The organism is Staphylococcus sp. URHA0057 (assembly GCF_000620265.1).
In the GTDB taxonomy this organism is placed as follows: Bacteria; Bacillota; Bacilli; order Staphylococcales; family Staphylococcaceae; genus Staphylococcus; species Staphylococcus pasteuri.
The window spans coordinates 33879-59292 of record NZ_KK211097.1; the positions used below are offsets into that span (position 1 = coordinate 33879).

Here is a 25414-nt window from a genome sequence, read left to right on the forward strand (position 1 = left end):
TTGTTTTGTTAATTCAGTAGTTTCTTTTGCTGTTGTTTTAGTTGTTTTAGTAGACTTACTAGAATTTTTAGATGTTGTTTCTTTTTTGCTTGATTCAGTTTTTTTAGTTGATGTTTAACAGTAGCCTTTTTAGATGTTGCTTTTTCTTCTTTTGCTTTTTTAGCATCTTGTTTAGATGTTGAATCTTTAGTTGCTTTAGTTGTTTTTTCTTCTGTTTTAGATGTTGTTTTATTGGAAGTTGTTTTGTCTACATTTTTAGTTGATGTTTTATCTGCAGTATTATTCTTTTCTGAAGAGGTTTTGTCTGAAGTCGGTTTATCTGAAGTTTGATTTTCTTTAGAAGTAGAATTAGTTTCACTATCTTGTTTATTTATAGATTCATCGTCTTTATTTGACTCTACTTGTTTGTCATCTGTAGATGTTGTTTTGTTCTCAGAAGTTGCTGACTCTGTTGTAGATTCATCTTTTGTTGTCGATGCTTTTTTGTTTGAGTTATCAATTGTGTTTTGTTCAATACTTGAGGATTCTTGTGCTGATGTTTTATCTGAAGAAACGTTGTTTGAATTCGCTTGTTCGGTACTTTGCTTATCGCCAGTATTATTTGTTGTTTTCTCCTCTACATCTTTATTAGTTGTAGTAGTTTGTTGGTCACTATTAGCATTGTCTGTTTGAGTAGCTGTTTTGTCTGTGGCACTCGTTTCTGTACTATTTGTTTCATTACTATTAGTGAGTTCTGTTATATCAACAGGTTCACTTTTATCTTTGTTGCCATCGCTATTTTGAGAAGATGCATTATCTAATTCATCTGCTCTAGCTACATTTCCTGCTCCAAATACTAATGTTGCACCTATTAATAGTGATGCTGTTCCTGCTGTGAATTTTCTAATTGCATATTTATTTAGTTTGTGTGGTAAAAAGCCTTGTTTGTTCTTCATTTATGAATCACTTCATATATTTTGCACAATTTTAATATTGTATATACATATAATACTTAATTGATTTACTTTTTACAAATGTTACAAAACTATATATCTGTACAATTTTTATCCAAATTTATATTTATCATTTTTTAGTAATAATATGAATAAATATATAAAATGGATTTGACAAAACTATTTTGTACGCAATTAAGTTTGTCGAAATTTCAATTAATACAGATATACATTTTATGTTTTATTTTTTATATGCTTTCTCTATTCAATAATAAAATTGTACTTTGATAACTTTCCTTTATCCGGATATATGATTTATAAACCCGAATAACCAAAATCATTTTCGATTATTCAAATTTGTTAAAGTAATTTTTCAAAATAGCAGTTATTACTTCAAGTTGAGTATCATATCTCATCAATTTCATTACACAATTAAAAAGGGAGTTAGACAGAAATAATATTTTCCTAAAATTTATTTCGTAGTCTAACCCCGGCAATGTTGACTAGAATTTAAAATAAAGTATCACTACTATTTTTAAATAGTTTAGTGATACTTACACATTAGCTTTAGCTAAGGTGTTCCACTAAGGATTACATGAGTTAGCACTCATGCATAAGTAATTCTAATTTCTAAAGAAAAAGAATTACTTTATCAGTCAACTACTGCCAATATAAAATTGTAGCCTGAGACATTTATTTATCCCAGGCTACAACAATTCTATATTTTATTTCATCATTTTTATTTTCTAATATCATGAATACGTGACATTTGATTCATACGTGTTTCAGCAAAATGTTGTGAAGCTTCTAATGGTGTCTTATTTTGAGATTTAGCTATATCGAATATATGTTTAACAATCTTATCGATACCTTCAATACTTTCTGTCGCACGCGCTTCATTGTAACCATTTAATTCGTCAGCTGTATTGATTACACCACCACTATTAACAATATAGTCTGGTGCATATAATATACCTTTTTCTTCTAACATTTTACTATGTTTATTTTCATCTTTTAATTGGTTATTCGCTGAACCACATACGGCTTTAACTTTTAATTGAGGAATAGTATCATCATTTAAAATACCCCCAAGTGCACATGGTGCGAAAATATCCGCTTCTACTGAAAAGATGTCATCTGGTTCGACAAATTGTGCATTAAATTCATCAACTGCTCGTTGTGCGTTATTTTTATTGATATCAGTCACAATTAACTTAACTCCGTCTTCATGTAATAAGCGACAAAGTTCATATGATACGTGACCTACACCTTGGACGGCTACTGTTTTACCTTCGAGTGATTCACCATTAAATTGTTCCATAGCCGTACGTTTCATTGCTATATAAATACCATAAGCAGTCATTGGACTAGGATTACCTGCTGATCCAAATGATTGACTAGTACCACAAACATATGGTGTTTCTTTATAAATCAAATTCATTTCATGTTCAGATGTACCAACATCTTCTGCTGTATAGTAACGACCATTTAATGTATTAACATAGCGACCTAATGCTCTATAAAATGCTTCTTCATCTTCTTTATTAGGTGAACCCATCACTACTGTCTTACCTCCACCAAGGTCTAAGCCAGCAGCTGCATTTTTATATGTCATACCACGTGCTAAATTCATAGCATCTTCTATTGCTTCTTCTTCAGAATTATAATCATTTCTAACGCGGCAACCGCCTAATGCTGGTCCAAGTGTCGTATCATGAATACAAATAATTGCCTTTAAGCCTGTTGCTTTATCTTGGCAAAAAACCATTTGTTCATAGTCTTCTTGTTCCATAGTTTCGAAAATCATTAAAAATACTCCTCTCTATAATTCAATGTACATTATTCGCATACCCTGACAAAATAGGAATAATCTTAATTTAAAACACGCACAATATTAGCCAAATTGAGAATTATATGAAAATTTGTTTACACTGAATTTTCTATTAAAAATAAAAAACTGACGACAAAATTTGATTCTTTGTCGTCAGTTTATACTAATCTTAATCTATTAATGTTGTGCATTATTAAATGAAAGAAAGATACGCTTATATATGACTAATTAGATTTAATTTAATGTGTTAAGTGCTTGTTTTAAGTCATTGACTAAATCATCTGTATCTTCAATACCTATTGATAAACGAATTAAGCCGTCAGTAATACCTTCTTTAGCTCGCACATCTGATGGGATAGACGCATGTGTCATTAAAGCAGGTACTGAGATTAAGCTTTCAACTGCACCTAAACTTTCAGCTAAAGTGAAATATTGTGTTGCGTGAATCACTTTTTTAGCTGCTTCAGTATCTTTCACTTCAAAAGCGATTACACCTGTATGACCGTCTGCTTGCGCTGCATGTATATCATAATTTAGGTGACTTTTCACACTTGGATGGAATACTTTTTGTACACTGTCATGAGATTGAAGCATATCAATAACCGCTTCAACATTACGATTAATTTGTTCCATACGTAAGCCAAGTGTTTTGATTCCTCTTACTAATAAATAACTATCTTGTGGTCCAAGAACGCCACCTGTTGAATTAGAAATAAAACCAATACGTTCTCCTAATTCATCGTCAGCAGTTACTACTAATCCAGCTACTACATCACTGTGTCCGCCAATGTATTTAGTAGCAGAATGTAAAACAATATCAATACCAAAGTCTAATGGATTTTGATAATAAGGTGTCATAAATGTATTATCTACAACAGAAATCAAATTGTGTTTTTTAGCAATTTCTACAGTACCTTTAATATCTGTTACACGTAATAATGGGTTAGAAGGTGTTTCAATATATAACATTTTAGTTTCAGGTTTAATATATTTTTCAACTTCATCAATATTTGTAGTATCAACAAAATCAACATCTAAACCGAATCTTGTAAATACTTTAGTTAATGCACGATATGTGCCACCGTATACATCAGAATTTAATATAAGGTGATCGCCTTTATCTAATAACATGATAACTGCACTAATTGCAGCCATACCTGACCCAAATGCGAAACCATGTTTACCATGTTCTAAATCTGCAATGACACTTTCTAATGATGCACGCGTTGGATTGGCTGTACGAGAATATTCATAACCTTGACGTAAATCTCCAATATCATCTTGTAAGTAAGTACTTGTTTGATATATAGGTGTTGTTACAGCACCTGTATATTCGTCTGTAGTATGTCCGCCATGAATCATTTGTGTTTTTTTATTCATTATCATCCATCTCCTTATAATTAAATATTTGTTTTGACATATATCGATCACTACCATCAGGGAATATGGTTACGATTACCCCTTTGTCTAATTGTTGTTTTAATTCAAGTGCACCTTGTAATGCTGCACCAGATGAACTACCTACAAGTAATCCTTCATTTTTAGCAATATTTTTTACGTTTTCAAAAGCATGTTTATCACTAATTGTAAAAATACCGTCTACTAAAGTTTTCTCTAAAAATCCAGGCCACTTCTCTGAACCAATACCCTCTGTGTCATGAGCATGACTTGGTCCACCATTTAATATCGAGCCTTCTGGTTCGACAATATAGCTTTTAACACCTAAAGGTTGTAAATGTCTTGCTACACCTGTAAATGTACCACCAGATCCAGCACCAGCTACGAAATAGTCAATATGATTCAGTTCATCTGTAAGTTCTTTCCCCAAGGTGTGTGTATAGGCATCAGGGTTATGTTTAGTTTCAAACTGATTCATATAAATGGATTGTGTGTCAGTAGCGTATTGTTTGGCAACTTGTTGTGCTCCAATCATACCTTCATCTTTAGCTGTTCTTTTTACATCAGCACCTAAAGCACGCATAATTGAAATTTTCTCTTCAGAAAAGCCTTCAGGTGCAAATATGACACATTTTAAATCGTAGCGATTAGCTGCTATTGCTAATCCTATACCTGTATTTCCAGCCGTAGCTTCCACTATAGTATCACCACGTTGAAGACGCCCTTCTTCTATTGCTTGTTCAACAAGATACTTTCCTAGCCTATCTTTGACACTGCCTCCAGGATTAAATTGCTCAAGTTTAGCATAAATTTTAACGTTTTCATCACTATAACTTTCTAATAAAACAAGTGGTGTTTGTCCAATCAAATCGTATGCAATCATGTTATATATATACATCTCCTATGTATTTTAAGGAAAACTATACAATGCCTTTTCCCATATTCCAATAATTCTTATTTAACAGGTATGAATTATAAATGATTTTAGAATATTTTGCAATTTCACTGTTTATAATAAATCATATTTTTATATTTCTATTTTCAAACTCAATCAAATGTGCCAGAAGCCATCTCATGTTATGATGAATAACGTATATTAATTCTATAAATTTATATTTATTTTTCCTGTATAAGAAAAGACATATCATTTAATGCTAGTAAAGGAGTTTGTAATTATATGGCAAATAAAGACTTATCGTTATCTGTATTCACTCAAGAAAACTATAAAAATGTAAATCATAATTCAACTAATTTTAGAAATTCTATGTACGATGAATTAGAAGTTAATAAAAGTCGTTTTAAAAATTGTAATTTTAATGAAGGTATATTTAAAAATATTAATGCTGTCTCAAACAGTAAATTTATAAATAGTAGTTTGAATGACTGCATATTCGAACAAGTTAATTTTTACAAAAACCAATTTAAAAACATTAACGCAGAAAATACGACGTTTGATGAAACAACGATTAATAATACAGTCTTTCAAGACGTTGTATTTGATGGCAATACGTTTAGTGAAGTTAAAATCACTGATACTACATTTAAAAATGTCACTTTTAAAAAAACAGAAATTAACCAATCTGTATTTGAAAATATAAAATTAAAACACTGCTTCTTTGATCATGTGACATTTAAAAATACTAAATTACCTCAAAATATTGCAGAAGAACTTCAAAAACAAAATGTAATTTTTGAAAATGTACAATACATCTAATTCAAAGTGTACACTTAGACCTTATAATGCTGTCTTAGTGTACATTTTTTATATTAAAAGAGAGACATGTAGCTATTGGTATATGTTTATGAGGTATCTTACAAGGTAATAAACATTACAAACCTACGAAAGAAGGAATTGAATATGACTCAAGACACAAGTGAATTAAGTAAAGTGCCAACGCTTGATAAAGCGGAGGATAATGCATTTTTCCCTTCTCCTTATTCATTAAGTCAATATACAGCACCTAAAACAGACTTTGATGGTGTCAAACATAAAAATGCTTATACTGGAGGTAAATGGAAAGTATTAATGATTGCCGCAGAAGAGCGATATGTATTGTTAGAAAACGGCAAAATGTTCTCCACAGGTAATCACCCAGTAGAAATGTTATTACCATTGCATCATTTAATGGAAGCAGGTTTTGATGTCGATGTAGCTACATTAACGGGTTATCCTGTAAAATTAGAACATTGGGCTATGCCTGAAGAAGACGAGGCTGTTCAAGCGACTTACAATAAATTAAAAGAAAAACTACAACAACCAAAAGTGTTATCAGACGTAATTAAAAATGAACTCGGTCCTGATTCAGATTATATTTCCCTATTTATACCTGGTGGACATGCGGCTGTAGTTGGCATTTCCGAAAGTGAAGATGTACAACAAACGTTAGATTGGGCATTAGATTATGATAAGTTTATTATCACATTATGTCATGGTCCTGCTGCATTATTATCTGCTGGTTTAAATAGAGAATCATCACCATTTGAAGGTTATTCAGTTTGTGTGTTCCCTGATGCGCTTGATGACGGCGCTAATATCGACATTGGTTACTTACCGGGTAAACTTAAATGGTTAGTTGCAGACTTATTAAGCAAACAAGGACTTAATATTGTAAATAAAGAAATGAGTGGCCAAACACACCAAGACCGTAAGTTATTAACTGGCGATAGTCCATTAGCTTCAAATAATCTTGGTTTACTTGCAGCAGATACATTAGTCGAGGCCACAAAAGAGTCATAATCGAATTTGTTAATCTCAATTTTAAAATATATGTTTCATAGCCTAAAGCATCTAAAATACTACTGCTTTGGGCTTTTTTATGAGAACAATCCCTAATAAAATATTTAATATTGAAAAGTATATATGTCTTCCGTATAATATTTTTTAAATATTCAGATATTTAAACTTTTTAAGATAACTATTCTAGCTCATAAAAAAGGGGTGCTATTATGCAACCTATGATTCACGGATTCTTACTTGCTTTAGGTCTTATCTTGCCATTAGGTGCTCAAAACGTATTTGTATTTAACCAGGGAGCTAATCAAAAGAAATTAACCAAAGCATTACCAGTCATTATTACAGCAGGTTTATGTGATACGACTTTAATAGTATTAGCTATATTAGGTGTTTCACTCGTTTTAATGTCACTACCTATTTTACAATTAGTAATTTATATTATTGGCCTAGCCTTCTTATTATATATGGCTTGGTCATTGTGGAATGAAAAGCCAAATAATTTAGAACATATGGAACCTATGAGCGCTAAGAAACAAATCGGATTTGCACTCTCTGTTTCACTACTTAACCCTCACGCGATTATGGATACAATCGGCGTCATTGGTGCTAGCGCTTCTATGTATCAAGGTAATGAAAAGTTATTATTCGCAGTGGCTACTATTTCAGTCTCTTGGATTTGGTTTATTTTTTTAGCAGTCCTTGGAAAAATGTTAGGATCTGTTGATAAAACTGGTAAATACATCATTATTTTAAATAAAATCTCGAGTATTATCGTTCTCATTGTCAGTTTACTTATCATCAAAAATATTTGGCATATTTTGGTTAGATAACATAAAAAGGCTTATCGAAATTCGTAGTTTCGATAAGCCTTTATTGCTATATTTTTATCTAAAATCTAGTTTTAAAATAACTGAACTATAAATACTAAAATAATTACGATTGGCATGACAAATTTAATTAAATAATACCAAGGTAAAAATAGTTTGAATTTGTCTCTACCAAAGTTTTCTCTTAATAAATTTTTATCTAATAATTGGCCTACAACAAGTGTAGTACCTAGCGCTCCTAATGGCATTAGAATATTAGATACAATAAAATCCATGTTATCGAATATAGTGCCAGCGCCAAATTTAATTCCACTTAAACTACCGAACGATAAAGTGGCTGGGATACTAATAATAAATACGAGTATACTTGCGATAAGTGCAACAGGTCGACGTTTAGTATTATCATTTTTTGTAAAATTAGAAACGTTTAACTCTAATAATGAAATAGATGATGTTAATGCTGCAAATAAAAATAAAATTAAAAAGATAAGATAAAAGACGATACCGAAATGCATTTTATCGAATACTAAAGGTAGCACTTTAAATAATAAACCGGGCCCTTCTTGCGGCTGGTATCCGAATGTTTTTAACGCTGGAAAAATAGCTAATCCCGCTAAGACTGAAACTAAAATATTCATCAATACAATTGAAATAGCCGATGATTTGATTGTCATAGCTTTCGGAGCATAACTTGCGTAAGTAATCATCCCAGTCGTTCCCAATGATAATGTAAAGAAGGATTGTCCAAGAGCAAATAAGATGCCTTCCATAGATATATCTTTAATTCGGGGTTGCAATAAATAACGTACGCCTTCCATAGAACCGTCTAAAGTTAACGATTTTCCAACAACTATTATTAGAAAGATAAATAATAACGGCATCATGATTTTGGAAGCTTTTTCTAAGCCTTTTTCGACACCGAGCATGACTATAATCATTGTTAAGAAAATAAAAATGCCCTGTCCTGTCACTGTTAACCATGGATTACTAATAATCGCTTCAAATTGAATTTGACCAAGATCAGATGTATTCGACGTAACTATTTGCCAAATGACATTAGCCATATAGATTATAATCCATCCGCCAATAACACTATAGAAACCGAATAAGATAAATACTGCTAAGTTACCATTCCACCCTATAATATTTAACCATTTTTTGCCTGTAAGTTTACTATATATTTGTGTGGTATAGGTTCTTCCCATTTTCCCAACTGTAAATTCCATAACTAATAATGGTAGTCCTACAAATATGGTGAAGATTAAAAACATTAATAAAAATGCGCCGCCACCGTAAATGCCTGCCATATAAGGAAATTTCCACATTGCTCCTAGACCTATTGCAGAACCAGCACTTGCCAATATAAAACCAGTTGATGTCTTCCATTCTGATTGTTTGCTCATATCCGATCACTTCCTTTAGTGCGTTAAAGCGTTTATGTATTTAAGTAACACTTTACCATTTATAGCATTTATGTGCAATATCCATCTAAATTGTCAGAATAATAAAAAAATAGCCTTGCTCACCTTTTTCAATTTGTTTTTAAATATAAACTGAAAATGAATGAGTTATGGCTATTTTCCTTATAACATTATTTTAAATTTTTAGCTTTTCATATTTTAACTGCTATAAGTGATTGACTGTCCATCATGTACTTCTTCAATCTCTAAACTTTCAATGTGATCAACATTGATATAATGGATGCTATTTCCCTTTTCTAAATATAAATATGGCAACTCATCAAATTCATCTAAAATTCGTCTCACACATTTATCTTTATCTATGCCATTTTCAAATGTCTTAAATTCTGTATATGTTTTACCCGAAGTCGTTATATATGTTAATAAAAAAGTCCTTTTCATCTATGAACACGCCCTTTTATAAAGATATTATTGCTCAGTGAAGAACTTAACAATATCTTGCTCCAATTCGTCTCTACCCTCACCATGCGTCATCAAGTGTTGATTGCGTGGGAATTCTTGTATCGTTTTATGTTCACTACTGATTTGGTTGAAAATATAGTGGGCACTGTCTTCATAAGCCGCTTCATCCTGACCACCATATACTATTCTTGCAGTTGCAGTAATTTCATTCAAATGTGACATAATATCATTAATAACCTCTTGGAATGTTTTTATATCATTTTGATAGTCCTCTATTTGCGCTAATTCATGAGTGCTTTCACTTTCTGATAATCTCATTATGTCATTCATACGTTTCCCATATTTTTCCAAACGCCAAGAGATACCTGCTTTCGTCTTTTCGCTTGGTGCAGACATGACTACAATACGGTTTAACTCAACGTTTTCAGCTAAACGTAATGTGAATAAACCACCTAATGAGACGCCAGCAGCATTAATTTTCTCAAATCCTTCACTTTTTAAAAATTGATACGCTTCTTGCACGCAATGCCACCAATCTTCAACATTGTACGCTACAAACTGAGTCACTGGTAGTCCGTGACCAGGATAATTAGGTACATAACAAGTAAATCCTTGTTCATTCAATGTTGTCGCAAGGTGTTTTACATCTTTAACAGTACCTGTAAATGAATGTAATAATAATATTGCTTGATTGTTTGTACCTTTTAAATAAAGTGGACTTGGTGATTTAATATTCATCATGTCGTACTCTCCTAACTTTTAAAATTTAATACGTATATAATATCACTTTTAAAAAGACATTAACTATTTGCCTTTTAACTTTAATTTTTTAAACAATGGATATACAGCAAGCCATAGTGCGATCCAGGCCAATGCTAATGTGACACCACCAATGACGTCTGTAAGGTAGTGCGCATGAAAGTATAATCTACAAAATAATATACTTAACCACAATATGATCGCAATAACGAGCATTGCGTACCTCAATATAGCATGGCGAACTACTGGTATAATCACAAAAATCATTGTTACAAATAATAGCGTACTGGCATTAGAATGACCACTAGGGAATGAATATCCTTTATCAACGACTAAATGATTAAACGGTCTTGTACGTTCTATTGTCATTTTGATTAATATGTTCATTAATGTGCCACTTAAAATCGTTAAAATAAACCATAAAGCAATATGTTTATATCTAAACATTAAAACTACTGTAATAATAAGTGACATAATAATTACACCACTGACGTCGCCTATAGTGGCAGAAAATGTCATATAATGATTGAACCAATTACCTTCAAAATTTCGATGTGGTGTACCAAATTCCTGAGTAAGCCAATGTAATGACTTTAAATCAAGTGTTTTTAAAAATGCGCCTTCATGAGTAATACGCAATGCAACAAATATAAACAAGCACACACTGATCAAAAATAAAGGAATGGTAAATTTTCCTGTCGTTATTTTGTTGTTTATCATATAATCTCCTCTATCTCTTACAAACTTTAGTTACTTAACTCTTATATCATATACAAAATGACCATATGTTGGGCTCGGCCTTATGTCGGATTTTAATTATGTTAGATTTGCTATTTGATAACTGTGTCCATCAAAATCTCTTGGACTAAGCCATCGTTTGTACCATTATTTAAACGTCGATTATTTTGACCTATATTCATTATATTTCGTTAATGATATTTTTTGTGCTTTCAACCATTACATGTATTATATACGATTCAATCGCTTAAAGTGAGGTTGAGATACCATTTATAATTGATATTAAATGACTATAGTGCCTTTGAATTCTCATACCTTTTGCATATAAATTATTGTATAATTGAAATAATAATAATAAAAATCTAAAAATATAGCTATCACACGTTAAAAACGTATTCAAATATAAGTACTGTAATCATTCAACTGTACCCATTTATGTTTGATAGTTAGAAAGGTATCCTTTATGAGCAAAATAATATTAATCTATTGTGCCTTGTTAATTACATTATTTCGCTTTTTCTTACCTATTCATCCCTCATTTGACACACTATTATATTGGTTATTCATTCTCTATATGATACCTATTATTTTATGTATTGTCGGTTTCAAAGGTGATAAATTACTAGCATCTATGATTATTTTTCCGAATTTATTAGGTATCATTTATAGACTTTATGTTTACGTGATGTACTTATTATATTTAAAATAAAAAACAGTATGACCTTTGTCTATTAACGTAAAATCATACTGTTCCTATATAAATCAAGCTTGGTTGATTAATTTTTCAAAGTTGTCTTTTAATTTAAAGACAATCACACGTTCACCTGTAACGGTACTTAAATCGCTATGAAAACTGACTACTTCAATTCCTGTAATTTGATGAATAATGTTATTAAGATCATTTTGACCCGATTCAACTAATTCAGATCTTGTGCGTTTAATATTCAATAAACCTTCATTCGTCTCACAAACGCGATATTCTGCAGGTGTTAATATTCCTTGCAAATTGATAATCACCATATCTCTTAGTATGTCAGTTTTAACAGATAAAGAACCTCTTCCTAAATAATCCTTTTCCCATTGAGTGATCGCTTTACTAATTTCAGCTTCATATACACCTTTAGACTTTTTCATATAGACGACTCCTAATTATTGATTACATATAGTTTAACATTTTCCATATTATTCGAAAATAACATCAAAAACGCCATAACCAATTGTTATCTCTTAAGTAAGCTATCTATATTTACATTTACCAATCTTTCCAACTATGATTTTCATCAATACTTGCTAAACGTACCCATCCGTTATCAACTTTTTGAGCGAATTTTTGATTATCTGCTAATAAACGTTGAATATGCGTATCAGGTGCTTGAATAACGACTAATAAACGTATTGGCGAATGGTAAATTTCGTTATCTTGAGCCATTACTGATTGCCAAGGCAAACCGTACATTAAGTCACTAGAGTTACCTTGCATGACACCAAGTCCAGATGTGACTGATTGAGTTCTCTTATTACCACTACCATAGTAATGTGGTGCTACAGTTGAAGCATAATATTGTAGGTTAATCCATTGTGCAACTAGTGCTGGTCCAGAAATAATTGTATTGAGTAAATGACCATCTTGATCCTGTGTCCAATCATAATTATGCAAGAATGCTCGCGCTTCTAAATTACTATTTTCAGTAATTGAACGTTTACCAATAACAAACTCAGCATTTTTAGCTAACCCCCATTCGGGTCTTATCTCGCTCCAATCACTCGCATATTGATATGCTGCTGCTACTGGATCTTTATGCTCTTTATTTAAGTTAGGCAAGTTTGCCAAACGTTCTAAATTAGCTTTATAACTTACTTGTGGCATAAGAGATTCTATTAAATCAAACGCTTGTTGTGCACTTTCTGTTAATTCTGGGACATATATCCATTCCAACTTATCTACTGAGGTCTTATGTTCTGCCGCAACAAAGACAGTTTCATCAGGAATATTAATGTTATCTTGTTTCAGTGCTTCTCTTACAGAAGACATATTGCATAACATCGCTAACAATTTAGCATTAAATCCACTTGAAGCCCCTCCACAAGCACCACACTCTAGTGAAGAATGATAAGGATTATTATGAGATTCACTACCGTGTCCACCTAATACGACAAGTGGAGCAAAATCTTTCGTTAAATCCATTAATTGTAGTGCTTGTTTACTAAATTGAACTTGCTCTTCTTCCGTTAAACCAATAGGAAGTTCTGAATATACATGATGCTCTCTATCAATGGTTAACTTTGTTTCAGGTTTGTTAAGCCATTTTTTAGTGAACCGATGCGCAAATTGTCTTGCATTTGTTGGTATTAACGTATTGGCAATGGTATTTAGACTTAAAAATGGCCCACTTAATTCTGGTAATAATAGACTAGGTAGAACATTATGTTTCATTAATTTAAACGTATAAAGCATTGATGTAATTGTATGTTGTTGTTGCTGATAATATTCTAATTTATGGCGATCTGCGTATTCTTGAATTTTGTACGCTGGTGGTACCATGACAGGTAAAGATTCATGATCGAATTGTGCGTCAATAACTTCTTTTTTAATAGGTAAACCAAAGAAACCGGCAATACCTATTGTTTCAAATGGGCCTTCTCCTTCGAGATGACGACGAAACGGTTCAGAACGGACATCGATACAAAACGCTAACTGGGCTTGTGTCTTTTGTGGTTCACTATCTGAATTTGACGACTCATAAATTGTATCTACTAAATCACGTTCATGTGTTTCTTCCCATGCATCAAGCCATAATTTTTGGAAATACTGTCTATGATATGTTCTCGCAAAATCTAAGTATCTTATTTTATCTTCTTTAGATAATTGATCCCACTCTTCAAGTGATAAATGACCATAAAACATTAATGCTATAACTAAATCTACGTCTTTATAGTGATAAATATTAGACACGTTGTATTGTTCTTTAGTTGTTGATAATAAAATATATTCAGTGGCTAATCTTATTGCTATGTAATCTGTTAAGAGTTGACGCTCTGATTCATTTTCTTCTGCTCTATAATACATCATCCCAGCCCAACCTGGTAAAGCTAACAACTGTCCTTCTATATAAGCTTGCCAGTCTGCACTTTGAATATTCAAATCTGTTAATACTTGGCTAATCATTTCGTGTGAAGTAGATGCACACTGACGAACAAGTTGTCTTGCTTGTTTAGACAGATTAGGATCATGTTGTGCTAAATGTAACCATGCAGTATAAAAGCCTTGCTCTCTCTTAGGCATAGTCCAACTAGATTGAAACTGGTCTAAATACAGTTTAGACCACTTAATCATATGCATATCTACCTCATCAATTAATCGTTCACCTTTTGCATTAACACTATCCGCACTCTTAGGTCGGTATAAATCTTGATTTACATCTCTGTTTGAAACCTTAGGTAAAGTTTCAAAGATACGATGACGCATAGTAGTATTTAAAAGATCATCTGAAATTGGTTCAATATGTTTAATGTTATCTATATAACTTTTTTCAAATTCGGTTTCTACTTTGATATTAGACGATTGAATCGCTTCATTTAATAATGTTTCAAAGATTTCTTCATCTATCTCACCATGTTGTACAGCATTTTCAATCGCTCTATAATTAGGATAAATATCGACATCTCTTATATCTTTTAGCCATGTAGCTATTTCGTTAAATGTTTGTCCTTCCAAACCTTCCCAAGGATTTCTCGCAGCAAAAATAGAAATTGGTGATAACGGTGTAATGATACGCTTAGCCTCAGAGACAATCATTTCGATATTGTTATTTTGTTGTGAATTAACCATAGTTTTTCACCCTTTTATAAATACTTTTTCAAATATGTTGGATGGCTTTCAACTGAAGCTGATTTCGCCTCACCCAATTTAACTAACCATAAATACAATACAGCAAATGCATGCGAGTTACGATGTCGTGATACCCAAATACTAAATACACTTCCAAATACTAAGATAGCAATGCTTATAATGCTACTTATAATCGGTGGATGCGTCACACTAATATCCACTGTGCTTAATAAATATTTAAAGAAATGATGCGTCACAATATAAACTACAGCAACAATAATAATCATACAAACACCAACCACTTTACCCATAATCGTCTTACTAAAGGCAACTAGTTGATTCCATGACACCATTAACGACCATGCTAGTATAAGCGAGCTAATTAGCTCATAAGCGCTATGATCACTATTCATCCAAAATAGCACTGCAATCACTAACGCCAATAGTCGACCTAACAAGATCCATCCATATGATCTTTTAGCACTAGGTGGCGTTGGTATATTAAATCTGCCAACTACAGATCCAGATTGTAAAAATAATGTTGCTTTAAATACGCCGTGTAACACAAGATGAATAATAGCTGCCGAATATGCACCTAATGCACATTGAACAAGCATAAAGCCCATTTGACTCATTGTAGATCCTACAAGTTGTCTTTTATAGTCGACATGAACCAAACTGATTCCTGAACCAAGTAACACTGAGACACTCGCAATCAACAATAAAACTGTAATCGCTATTGCATTATCAAATACAGGTGCGAATCTTGTTAATATAATCCCACCAGCATTGACTATTCCGGCATGCATAATAGCTGATACAGGTGTCGGTGCTGCAACAGATTCAATTAACCAACTTTGGAAAGGAAACTGTGCTGCGGGAATAATTACAGCAAGTACAATACATAAATCTATAATTAATTTCATACCAAAAGATAAATGACTATAATCAACTGCTACTTCATCAATATACCAATGACCTGTAAAAATATATAACAAACCAACAGCTACAACTAATGCTAGCCATCCAATTAAAAATAATTTAGCAGAAATTTTAGCAGCCTCATGTGGTACTTTCCAGAAACGATTAACTCTAATTAATAACGTAAGGCATAATAATGTTGCGCCCCAACTTACAACCATAAATCTTAAATCACCACTTAACCATGCAACAGATGCAAAAACGGTAATCAAAGTGAATAATGGGAAATATTGACGATAATTTTTATCTCCAAGCAAATAACGAACACAAAACTTTTGGATAATAAAACCTAATATTAAAATGAAACTTCCCATTAACCAAGCCAATTTATCTAATTTAAAAGGGCCAATGATAAGTTGATTTGTCGTTGAAAATAATCCAATCAGTCCTACAATGATAGGTAAGACAAGTATATACATATGTATCTTAATATATTGAGTGGGAACTTTAGCAGATAAAAATACTAAACCACTCAACATAGCAATGAGTAAAGTGATAAGGAACACAATTAAGAGTGCATTCATACTTAACATCGATACCTCCTCTGTTTAAATTTACGTACTATAAAAAGCCTACAATAGACAATATCCCACACTCTGAATTATGAGAAACATGCTACTATAGGCTTCATTTCAACTTGAAATATCATCAACATTACGACTTGAATTTTAAATAAGTTAGCGGTCTTTACTCCTTGTGAAAAAGTCGACTTAACTTTTCATTTTCCTCGCATTTTAAATCTACGTATGTATTTTAATCTTAGAATGATGTTATTTCCTTTTAAAAAGCTACCTTTTTAATTTTCTGTGTCCGGTCAAAAGCCAACTATTCTTTCACTCTCGATAAACACTATAATTTTATAGCAATCATCGCTAGCTAAAGCTTAATTCTACTTTTGAGCATATTAATATTAATATAGTCGATGATATTAACTATGTCAAATCTCATACCAATAAGGACGCTAATTTTATATGAAAATTCAATATCTTTACAACTTCAAAACAGCCATGTAAAGCTTTTGTAAAGGCATTTAATAGTTAATACACTTTGGCATGAAATTCTGTGAGTTATTCAATGAAAACGCCCAGTTATGACCTTCAAAATACAAGTTAGGAAATTTCGTCATAAACCACCCTTTATCTCGTTACAATGTATTTAACAAGTCAAACAAGGGAGGTAATTATAATGGAAATCATCTCAGGCATTGTTTCTTTAGTAAAAACAATCATCGACCTTGTAAAAGGTAATAAATAATTCGTCTTTAATGACGATTATATGTATTTAAATAACACTAATCCATTTAAAAGGGAGGGCTTTACATGAGTATTATTTCAGGTATCGTTTCTTTAGTGAAAACAATCATCGATCTTGTAAAAGGCAATAAATAATCTAATATTATTCAAAAATTGCACTAACCCAATAAATAACTCATTCTGATTGAAAAGGAGGACTATCAATGGAAATCGTTACAAGCATCATTTCAATCATCAAAACTATCATTGGCTTTTTCAAATAAAGACAATAAATATATAAAAGAGGCGAGACATTAGGTCTCGCCTCTTTTAGTTTGCATTACAATAATACGGAAATGAACGGTTCAAACAGTTTACACCTTATTAGATATAATATGTCCATCTCATTCGTTCCTATTGATTGTGTCATTAAAAAACATCTAACTCTACATGAGAGCTAGATGTAATCGGATAAAATGATTTCTTTGTTACAATAAAAAATATCACATTTATATAAGAAAAGATATAGATATTTAGTGAATTATTCTTTAAAGCAACATTTTTATGATTCGAAAAGTCGTTGTTTTATTTTATGCAGTAATTAGCAATTTATATTATTGCTATTATTGTTACATTTTACATATTTATTATTATTAATTAATCAATTACTATAAATTTTAGATTTTCTATTGTAATACAACTTATTTCACATATAATGAAACTGATTGATGATAATAAATTTACAATAATCATTATTTTATTTTGACTTTCTTTAAAATTTCGTATCAACTTTAAAAAACAAAGGGGACTTCTATTTTGTCATATTTCAAACCAATAAAAACGATTATTAGCAGTGTCATGATCACTACAATTGCGTTGACAGCCACTGCAACATTTTCTCAACAAGCGCATGCTGAAACAGATCATTACTACCGTGATGGATTAAATTCTCCATCTGACCAACAAGCTTATCCCAAAGCTAAGAAAATAAGTAAAAACTCAATCAGTATTGAACATTATACAAAAGCTAATAAAAATAATTTAAAAGCAATTGGTCGAGTTTCTAATATGAATGGCCATAAAGGTAAAGGCAAAGATTCAATGGGCACAGGTACAGTTATCGGAGATCATACGTTTGTTACAAATGCTCATGTTATTGATGATAAAAATGGGAAAGCCGCTTCAGCGAAATATATCTCATTCGCAATGAACCGAGATGGGAAGCATATTCCTTATAAATTCCATGCCTCTGATGTAAAAAAATTATCAGGTTATGATATAGCTGTTGTTCATACCAAAGAGAAAATGTCTAAATATGTTAAGCCAATACGATTAGCAACTGACAAGGAAATCAAAGGATTAAAATTTAATACACCATTATATTCATTAGGATATCCATGGCAAAATGGCGACAATACTAAAGCTTATTTTAGTAAATTAAGATTCGTCCAATTTTCAGCAAATGGTACTGAAATTATGACAAAAGATATTTTCAGAGCTGGTGCTTCTGGTTCTCCTATGTTAGATGGGAAATATTCAAAAATTTATGGTCTTCGTACTTATGGTTATAATTTATGGAATAATTCTACAGATAAATATGCCAAACAAGAAATGGCTGGCGGAGAATCATTTAAAGGAAAAGCCGGTAAATTTGTAAAAGATAATATTAAATAATTTAAAGGTACGCTCTTGTACTACTGTTACTTTATAAGTAGTACAAGGGAGTATCTTTTTTATATGTAGTTTTCACGTGAAACTTTATTTTTTAAAATCTAAATTATTGGGATGTAATCGTCCAATGATACGGGTCTGACAATTGTGACCAATCTGCATCAATTTCATTACTATTGATTAAACATTGATCTAAATCTTTAATGATTTGCTCTTGATTCAAATTTGTACCGATAATAACAAATTGTGTATGACGATCTCCATATTCTAAATCCCATTCTTCTGCAACATCAGGTCTTTCTTCTAAAATCATTTCCTGTTTTGCACGCGGCATACTCGCTACCCAGTATGTTACTGGATATATCGATTGAGACGATCCAGCTTGAGAAAATAGACATGCAACTTGATTATATTGAGCTAACCAGACTATTCCTTTAGCTCTAACAATATTTTCCGGCATGTGTTCTAACCATTCATTAAATCTTTCAGCATGGAAAGGTAATTGTCGTCGATATACAAATGAAGAAATTCCATATTCCTCGGTTTCTGGTGTATGTTCCGCATGGCCCCCTTCTGTTAATTCTTTAATCCAGCCCGCAGATTCACTTGCTTTTTCAAAATCAAAACGTTGTGTATTTAATACTTCTGATAAATCAACCTTAGCATTTACAGTTTTAATCACTTTCGCTTCAGGTTGAAGTGTCGTTAAAATTTGTTCTAATCGATTTAATGCATCTTTTGATACTAAATCTGTTTTATTAATAATCATCACATCGCAAAACTCTACTTGGTCAATAAGTAAATCCGCAATGGTACGTTCATCTTCATCACTTACACTTTGATCACGATCTATTAATAAATCTTCGGAATTAATATCATTAATAAATCGATTAGCATCTACAACCGTTACCATTGTATCCAATCGACAAATGGCTGTTAAATCAATCCCTAATTCTTCATCGATATAAGAAAACGTCTGTGCAACAGGTACTGGTTCAGAAATACCTGTGGATTCAATCACTATTTGATCAATATCACCCTTTTTAACAATACGTTCAACTTCTTTTAGCAAATCATCGCGCAACGTACAACAAATACAACCGTTTGATAGCTCGACTAATTTTTCATCAGTTCGAGATAAACCTCCACCTTCTGCTACTAAGTCTTTGTCGATATTCACTTCGCTCATATCATTAACAATAACCGCAATTCGTCGTCCCTCACGATTTTGTAAAATATGATTCAATAATGTTGTTTTACCAGAACCTAGATACCCACTTAACACAGTTACTGGAATTTTAGCCATAATAAACTCCCTTTCTTTTTCTGTTATGTAAATAGTAATTATTACGTTTTACATTCTATAGGATTATTTCCGATTAATCAATAAAGATTTAAAATAAGATTATCGAAAACAGTCCTTAAAAATATTGAACAATTTATACATGGCTTATTCAAAGCAAAATAAAAAGGCTAGAAAAACCGCTAATATAGGGTTTCTAGCCTTAATTTTAAATTATTTTATTATTCCCACTCTATTGTACTAGGTGGCTTAGAAGTAATATCGTAGACAACGCGGTTAACGTGGTCAACTTCGTTAACAATACGGCTTGAAATCTTTTGTAAGACTTCCCAATCGATACGAGCAAAGTCACTAGTCATACCATCAATTGATGTTACAGCACGAATTCCTACTGTATGATCGTATGTACGATAGTCACCCATAACACCCACAGATTGAATACCTGGAAGTACAGTGAAGTATTGCCAAATGTCTCTTTCAAGACCTTCTTCTCTAACTACTTCTCTTAATATCGCGTCTGATTCACGTACGATTTCTAATTTATCTTCAGTAATTTCACCAAGTACACGGATACCTAAACCAGGACCTGGGAATGGTTGTCTCCATACTAAATGTTCTGGAATACCTAACTCGATACCTAAAGCACGTACTTCGTCTTTAAACAACGTGTTAATTGGTTCGATTAATTCAAATTCCATATCTTCAGGTAATCCACCTACATTATGGTGAGATTTAATTGTTTGAGCTGTTTTAGTACCTGATTCAATTACATCTGTATAAAGTGTACCTTGCGCTAAGAAATCTACGCCTTTTAACTTAGATGCTTCATCATCAAATACATAAACAAATTCATTACCAATGATTTTACGTTTTTGTTCTGGGTCTGATACACCAGCTAATTTATCCATGAAACGATCTTGTGCATTAACACGAATAATATTCATGTTGAAACCTTCACCAAATTGTTCCATAACCATGTCGCCTTCACCTTTACGAAGTAAACCATGGTCGACAAAGATACAAGTTAATTGATCACCAATCGCTTTGTGTAATAATACAGCAACAACAGATGAGTCTACTCCGCCACTCATGGCACATAGTACTTTTCTGTCACCTACACGTTCACGAATTTTTTCAATTTCGATTTCAATAAAGTTCTCCATTGTCCATTCGCCTGTACAATTACAAACACGACGCACAAAGTTTCTTAATAAATCATTACCGTATTCAGTATGACGTACCTCTGGATGGAACTGAACACCATAAATACGACGAGATTTATCTTCGATAGCTGCATAATCTGTGCTTGGGCTATCAGCAATAACTTCAAATCCTTCTGGAATCTCGATCACTTTATCTGAATGACTCATCCATACAGTTTGTTCTGATGGTAAGCCAAAGAATAATTCATCAGATTTCGCATTAATGATTGCTTTACCATATTCACGTTCATTGGCACGCTCAACTTTACCACCTAATAATTTAGTAGTTAATTGCATACCATAACAAATACCTAATACAGGAATACCTAAGTTATAAATTTCAGGGTCGATAGTAAATGAACCTTCTTCATAAACTGAATTAGGACCACCTGATAATATAATACCTTTTGGATTCATACGTTTAATTTCTTCAATAGAAATTTCATGGTCGTGTAACTCACTATATACACCCATTTCACGTATACGTCTTGTGATTAATTGGTTGTATTGGCTACCAAAGTCTAAGACAAGAATTAACTCTTGCTCTTTCGCCATTTCCATAATTGTCGTTCTCCTTTAAATCTTATTAGAATGAATAGTTTGGTGATTCTTTAGTGATTTGAACATTATGTGGGTGGCTTTCTGCTAAACCAGCTGGTCCCATACGTGTGAATTGTGCTTCTTCACGTAATTTTTCAAGATTTTCAGAACCAGTATAACCCATACCAGCTCTTACACCGCCCATAAGTTGATAAACTGTATCTTGTAAAGGTCCTTTATAAGCTGTACGGCCTTCAATACCTTCTGGTACGAATTTCTTAGGCGTTTTATCTTCTTGGAAGTAACGGTCATTTGAACCTTTTTCCATAGCACCTAGAGATCCCATACCGCGATATACTTTGTATTGTCTACCTTGGAATACTTCAGTAGCACCAGGACTTTCTTCAGTTCCTGCTAATAAGCTACCTAACATTACAGCGTGTCCACCAGCTGCCAATGCTTTAATGATATCTCCAGAGAATTTAATACCGCCATCTGCAATAATTGCTTTGCCTTGTTTACGTGCTTCAGTTGCACAATCATAAACAGCTGTAATTTGTGGTACACCAACACCTGCAACTACACGAGTTGTACAGATTGAACCTGGTCCAATACCAACTTTAACTACATCTGCCCCCGCTTCAAATAGTGCTTTAGTCGCCTCAGCAGTTGCCACATTACCAGCAACTAATGTGATGTCAGGATATTTTTCTTTGATATGTTTAACTTGTTCGATAACACCTTTTGAATGACCATGTGCAGTATCAATAACAAGTGCATCAACGCCTGCTTCTACTAATTTTTCAGCTCTAATATCAGTATCTTTAGAAATACCAATAGCTGCCGCTGCTAATAAACGACCATTAGCATCTTTAGCTGCATATGGGAATTCTAATACCTTTTCAATATCTTTAATTGTGATTAGTCCTTCTAAACGGCCATTTTCTACTAAAGGAAGCTTTTCAATTTTATGTTCTTGTAAAATTGATTCTGCTTCATCTAACGTTGTACCTACTGGAGCTGTAATTAAGTCTTCTTTAGTCATTACATCTGAGATTTTAATAGAAAAGTCTTCAATAAAACGTAAATCTCTATTAGTAATAATACCTACTAATTCTCTATCTGTTTTATTGTTAACAATTGGAACACCTGAAATACGATATTTACCCATTAAAGCTTCTGCTTCAAAAACACTTTCATCAGGAGTTAAATAGAACGGATTACTAATAACGCCATTTTCTGAACGTTTTACTTTTTGTACTTCATCAGCTTGCTCTTCGATACCCATATTTTTATGGATAACGCCTAGTCCACCTTGTCTTGCCATCGCAATTGCCATTTTAGATTCTGTAACTGTATCCATACCAGCAGAAATAATCGGAATGTTCAATTGAATTTTATCTGATAAACGAACGCTTAAATCAACATCACTTGGTAACACGTCTGATTGAGCTGGAATTAATAATACATCATCGAATGTTAATGACTCTTTAGCAAACTTATTTTCCCACATTTAAAAACAGCCTCCAATATTATATAGTTTGTTCTATTATTTCACATTTTCTTCACTTTGTTTATAGTTTATACCATTAAAAAAGAAATTTAGGATAATTGCTGAGATAGCACCTAAAACAATTCCATTTTGAGTTAACCATGCAAATTGTTCTCCTAAACCTTTAAATGCTTGTGGTACGGCACTAATTCCTGTGCCTAAACCAACTGATACAGCAATAATTAATAAGTTATTTTGATTTGCAAAATTAATTTTACCTAAAATACTCACACCATATGCCATTACCATACCAAACATTGCTATCATAGCACCACCTAATACTGGTAATGGAATAATGTTAGCTAAAGCACCTAATTTAGGAATACATCCGCAAATAAGTAATAAGATTACCATTCCATAAATTACTTTATTCTTCTTAGCGCCTGATAAAGATACAAGCCCAACATTTTGAGAATAAGCAGTATATGGGAATGCATTAAACATAGATCCTATTACTATAGCTAGACCTTCCGCAGTGTAACCTTTACGAAAATCTTTTCTTTCTAATTTTTTCCCAGTAATCTCACTTAATGCGTGATAGACACCTGTTGATTCAATTAAACTTACAATGGCTACTATAAAGAATACTAACGTTGCACTTAAATCAAATCCAAATCCTGAAAATCGGAATGGCATTGGTATACCAACCCAATTGGCTTCTCCGACTTGTTTGATATCCACAATACCAAAGATAGCTGCTAAAATTGTTCCGATAACCAACCCTATTAAAATAGCGATTGATTTCAAGAATCCTTTAGTAAATCGTTGGAGAATTAAAATGACAATCAGTGTAACGCCGCCTAAAATGATATTTTTAGGATTACCATAGTCTTTAGCACCCTCGCCACCTGCTAAATAATTCATTGCAACTGGCATAAGATTGATACCAATAATTGTTACAACACTTCCTGTTACTACTGGTGGGAAGAATTTAACTAAATGAGAGAAAAATGGCGCTATAATAATCACTAAGATACCTGATAGGAATAATGAACCGTATAATACACCTAATCCTTTTGTCTGACCGATTAAAATCATAGGTGCAACCGCCGTAAAGGTACACCCTAGGACGATTGGCAATCCGGTACCTGTTACCTTATTAACTTGTAAGAATGTAGCAATACCACACATGAAAATATCAACTGTAACTAAATACGCAATCTCTTCTGGTGTGAATTTCAAACTAGTACCAACGATAATCGGTACTAAAATCGCTCCTGCATACATGGCTAATAAATGTTGAATACTAAGAATAAAATTCTTCATTAATTTTCACCTAATAGCGTCACTTTATTACCTTTTAATGAAGCCACCTTACATAATGAAGATACATTCAATCCTTCATCTTCAAGTCTTTGACGACCATTTTGGAAGCTCTTTTCTACGACAATACCAACGCCTGCAGTTTTAGCATTGGCTTGTTTGACAATTTCGTTTAATCCTAGTGATGCATCACCATTAGCTAAGAAATCATCAATAATTAAGACTGTGTCATCTTCACCAAGAAATTCTTCAGAAACGATAACTGTACTTGTCTTATTTTTAGTAAATGAATGGATATCTGTTTGATAAAAACCATCTTTCAAAGTACTAGGTTTTGCTTTTTTAGCAAATAAACATGGTACATCAAAATGAAGAGCAGCCATAATGGCTGGTGCAATACCAGATGCTTCGATAGTTAATATTTTAGTAATACCTTCATTTTTAAACTGATTATAAAATGTTTGCCCTACTTCATGCATTAACTTTGCGTCAATTTGATGATTTAAAAAACCGTCTACTTTCAAAATCTTTTCATCAATGACTACACCATCTTCTTTTACTTTACGTCCTAACGACTCCACCCGGAAAACCTCCTCAAATTTATGTAATCCATAGACTTGTTGATACAAAAAAATCCCCAAACTTTGATTAAGTTTCAGGATCTATGAGGGAACGTGCAATACATTGCGTCAATTAGCAAATAAAGAAGTAGATACGTCAAATTAATCGATAATTAAAT

General features: G+C 32.4%; 23 protein-coding genes. 7 read left to right on the top strand and 16 right to left on the bottom strand.

Translation table 11 applies throughout. The features are described 5' to 3' along the window. Nucleotides 1-8: 8 nt before the first annotated feature. From N524_RS13300 to N524_RS0111475, 4 genes are all read right to left on the bottom strand, one after another. Nucleotides 9-935 (bottom strand): YSIRK-type signal peptide-containing protein, encoded by a 927-nt coding sequence (locus N524_RS13300; protein ID WP_081772624.1) that lies wholly within the window; start codon nucleotides 933-935, stop codon nucleotides 9-11. 736 nt (nucleotides 936-1671) lie between these two features. After that, complete coding sequence (locus N524_RS0111465; protein ID WP_017637023.1) at nucleotides 1672-2739, bottom strand: Leu/Phe/Val dehydrogenase; 1068 nt, start codon at nucleotides 2737-2739, stop codon at nucleotides 1672-1674. A 258-nt stretch (nucleotides 2740-2997) separates the two neighbouring features. Next, entirely contained in the window at nucleotides 2998-4143 is a 1146-nt protein-coding gene (locus N524_RS0111470; RefSeq protein WP_017637022.1) for a bifunctional cystathionine gamma-lyase/homocysteine desulfhydrase, read from the bottom strand. Further along, nucleotides 4136-5044: a PLP-dependent cysteine synthase family protein gene (locus tag N524_RS0111475; RefSeq protein WP_017637021.1), complete on the bottom strand. Its 909-nt coding sequence runs from the start codon at nucleotides 5042-5044 to the stop codon at nucleotides 4136-4138. Before N524_RS0111475 ends, N524_RS0111470 begins: the two co-directional genes overlap by 8 nt. A gap of 294 nt (nucleotides 5045-5338) precedes the next feature. Here N524_RS0111475 and N524_RS0111480 point away from each other — a divergent pair, with 294 nt between their 5' ends. The 3 genes from N524_RS0111480 (at nucleotide 5339) to N524_RS0111490 (ending at nucleotide 7725) form a co-directional block, all read left to right on the top strand. Continuing rightward, nucleotides 5339-5875, top strand: a complete 537-nt coding sequence (locus N524_RS0111480) for a pentapeptide repeat-containing protein (RefSeq protein ID WP_029056570.1) — start codon at nucleotides 5339-5341, stop codon at nucleotides 5873-5875. 144 nt (nucleotides 5876-6019) lie between these two features. After that, nucleotides 6020-6898 (top strand): glyoxalase III HchA, encoded by an 879-nt coding sequence (gene hchA / locus N524_RS0111485; RefSeq protein ID WP_029056571.1) that lies wholly within the window; start codon nucleotides 6020-6022, stop codon nucleotides 6896-6898. Nucleotides 6899-7104: 206 nt separating this feature from the next. Next, nucleotides 7105-7725 carry a LysE/ArgO family amino acid transporter gene (locus N524_RS0111490; RefSeq protein ID WP_029056572.1) on the top strand — a complete coding sequence of 207 codons (621 nt, stop codon included), beginning with the start codon at nucleotides 7105-7107 and terminating at the stop codon, nucleotides 7723-7725. 71 nt (nucleotides 7726-7796) lie between these two features. Here the strand turns inward: N524_RS0111490 and N524_RS0111495 are convergent, their stop codons facing one another. From N524_RS0111495 to N524_RS0111510, 4 genes are all read right to left on the bottom strand, one after another. Next, nucleotides 7797-9125, bottom strand: a complete 1329-nt coding sequence (locus N524_RS0111495; protein ID WP_029056573.1) for a sodium-dependent transporter — start codon at nucleotides 9123-9125, stop codon at nucleotides 7797-7799. Between the two features lie 216 nt (nucleotides 9126-9341). Further along, a complete protein-coding gene (locus N524_RS0111500) occupies nucleotides 9342-9584 on the bottom strand; it encodes a hypothetical protein (protein WP_017637016.1) in 243 nt (80 codons plus the stop codon). A 27-nt stretch (nucleotides 9585-9611) separates the two neighbouring features. Next, nucleotides 9612-10343 (bottom strand): alpha/beta hydrolase, encoded by a 732-nt coding sequence (locus N524_RS0111505; RefSeq protein WP_026083469.1) that lies wholly within the window; start codon nucleotides 10341-10343, stop codon nucleotides 9612-9614. 66 nt (nucleotides 10344-10409) lie between these two features. Then, nucleotides 10410-11084 carry a phosphatase PAP2 family protein gene (locus N524_RS0111510; protein WP_017637014.1) on the bottom strand — a complete coding sequence of 225 codons (675 nt, stop codon included), beginning with the start codon at nucleotides 11082-11084 and terminating at the stop codon, nucleotides 10410-10412. A 481-nt stretch (nucleotides 11085-11565) separates the two neighbouring features. On the opposite strand from N524_RS0111510, the gene N524_RS13305 reads away from it, so the two are divergent. After that, complete coding sequence (locus N524_RS13305) at nucleotides 11566-11811, top strand: hypothetical protein (RefSeq protein WP_026083468.1); 246 nt, start codon at nucleotides 11566-11568, stop codon at nucleotides 11809-11811. A gap of 53 nt (nucleotides 11812-11864) precedes the next feature. Here N524_RS13305 and N524_RS0111515 read toward each other — a convergent pair whose 3' ends face one another. The 3 genes from N524_RS0111515 to N524_RS0111525 form a co-directional block, all read right to left on the bottom strand. Continuing rightward, a complete protein-coding gene (locus N524_RS0111515) occupies nucleotides 11865-12236 on the bottom strand; it encodes a DUF2294 domain-containing protein (RefSeq protein ID WP_029056574.1) in 372 nt (123 codons plus the stop codon). 118 nt (nucleotides 12237-12354) lie between these two features. After that, nucleotides 12355-14931 (bottom strand): DUF2309 domain-containing protein, encoded by a 2577-nt coding sequence (locus N524_RS0111520; protein ID WP_029056575.1) that lies wholly within the window; start codon nucleotides 14929-14931, stop codon nucleotides 12355-12357. Between the two features lie 14 nt (nucleotides 14932-14945). Continuing rightward, complete coding sequence (locus N524_RS0111525) at nucleotides 14946-16445, bottom strand: NADH dehydrogenase subunit 5 (RefSeq protein WP_029056576.1); 1500 nt, start codon at nucleotides 16443-16445, stop codon at nucleotides 14946-14948. A 652-nt stretch (nucleotides 16446-17097) separates the two neighbouring features. On the opposite strand from N524_RS0111525, the gene N524_RS13910 reads away from it, so the two are divergent. The 3 genes from N524_RS13910 (at nucleotide 17098) to N524_RS0111530 (ending at nucleotide 18818) form a co-directional block, all read left to right on the top strand. Next, complete coding sequence (locus tag N524_RS13910) at nucleotides 17098-17166, top strand: hypothetical protein (protein WP_225307062.1); 69 nt, start codon at nucleotides 17098-17100, stop codon at nucleotides 17164-17166. A gap of 65 nt (nucleotides 17167-17231) precedes the next feature. Continuing rightward, nucleotides 17232-17300 (top strand): hypothetical protein, encoded by a 69-nt coding sequence (locus N524_RS13915; protein ID WP_219906379.1) that lies wholly within the window; start codon nucleotides 17232-17234, stop codon nucleotides 17298-17300. Between the two features lie 660 nt (nucleotides 17301-17960). Continuing rightward, nucleotides 17961-18818 (top strand): trypsin-like serine peptidase, encoded by an 858-nt coding sequence (locus N524_RS0111530; RefSeq protein WP_029056577.1) that lies wholly within the window; start codon nucleotides 17961-17963, stop codon nucleotides 18816-18818. A gap of 103 nt (nucleotides 18819-18921) precedes the next feature. On the opposite strand, the gene N524_RS0111535 is transcribed toward N524_RS0111530, so the two are convergent. The 5 genes from N524_RS0111535 to xpt form a co-directional block, all read right to left on the bottom strand. Then, a complete protein-coding gene (locus N524_RS0111535; protein ID WP_029056578.1) occupies nucleotides 18922-20121 on the bottom strand; it encodes a GTP-binding protein in 1200 nt (399 codons plus the stop codon). 218 nt (nucleotides 20122-20339) lie between these two features. Next, complete coding sequence (gene guaA / locus N524_RS0111540; protein ID WP_017638437.1) at nucleotides 20340-21881, bottom strand: glutamine-hydrolyzing GMP synthase; 1542 nt, start codon at nucleotides 21879-21881, stop codon at nucleotides 20340-20342. A 25-nt stretch (nucleotides 21882-21906) separates the two neighbouring features. Beyond that, on the bottom strand, nucleotides 21907-23373 hold the full coding sequence (gene guaB / locus N524_RS0111545; protein ID WP_017638438.1) for an IMP dehydrogenase: 1467 nt from the start codon (nucleotides 23371-23373) through the stop codon (nucleotides 21907-21909). A gap of 36 nt (nucleotides 23374-23409) precedes the next feature. Continuing rightward, entirely contained in the window at nucleotides 23410-24678 is a 1269-nt protein-coding gene (gene pbuX / locus N524_RS0111550; RefSeq protein ID WP_017638439.1) for a xanthine permease PbuX, read from the bottom strand. Next, nucleotides 24678-25256 carry a xanthine phosphoribosyltransferase gene (xpt, locus tag N524_RS0111555; RefSeq protein ID WP_017638440.1) on the bottom strand — a complete coding sequence of 193 codons (579 nt, stop codon included), beginning with the start codon at nucleotides 25254-25256 and terminating at the stop codon, nucleotides 24678-24680. The genes pbuX and xpt overlap by 1 nt, the downstream gene beginning before the upstream one ends. Nucleotides 25257-25414 lie beyond the last annotated feature (158 nt).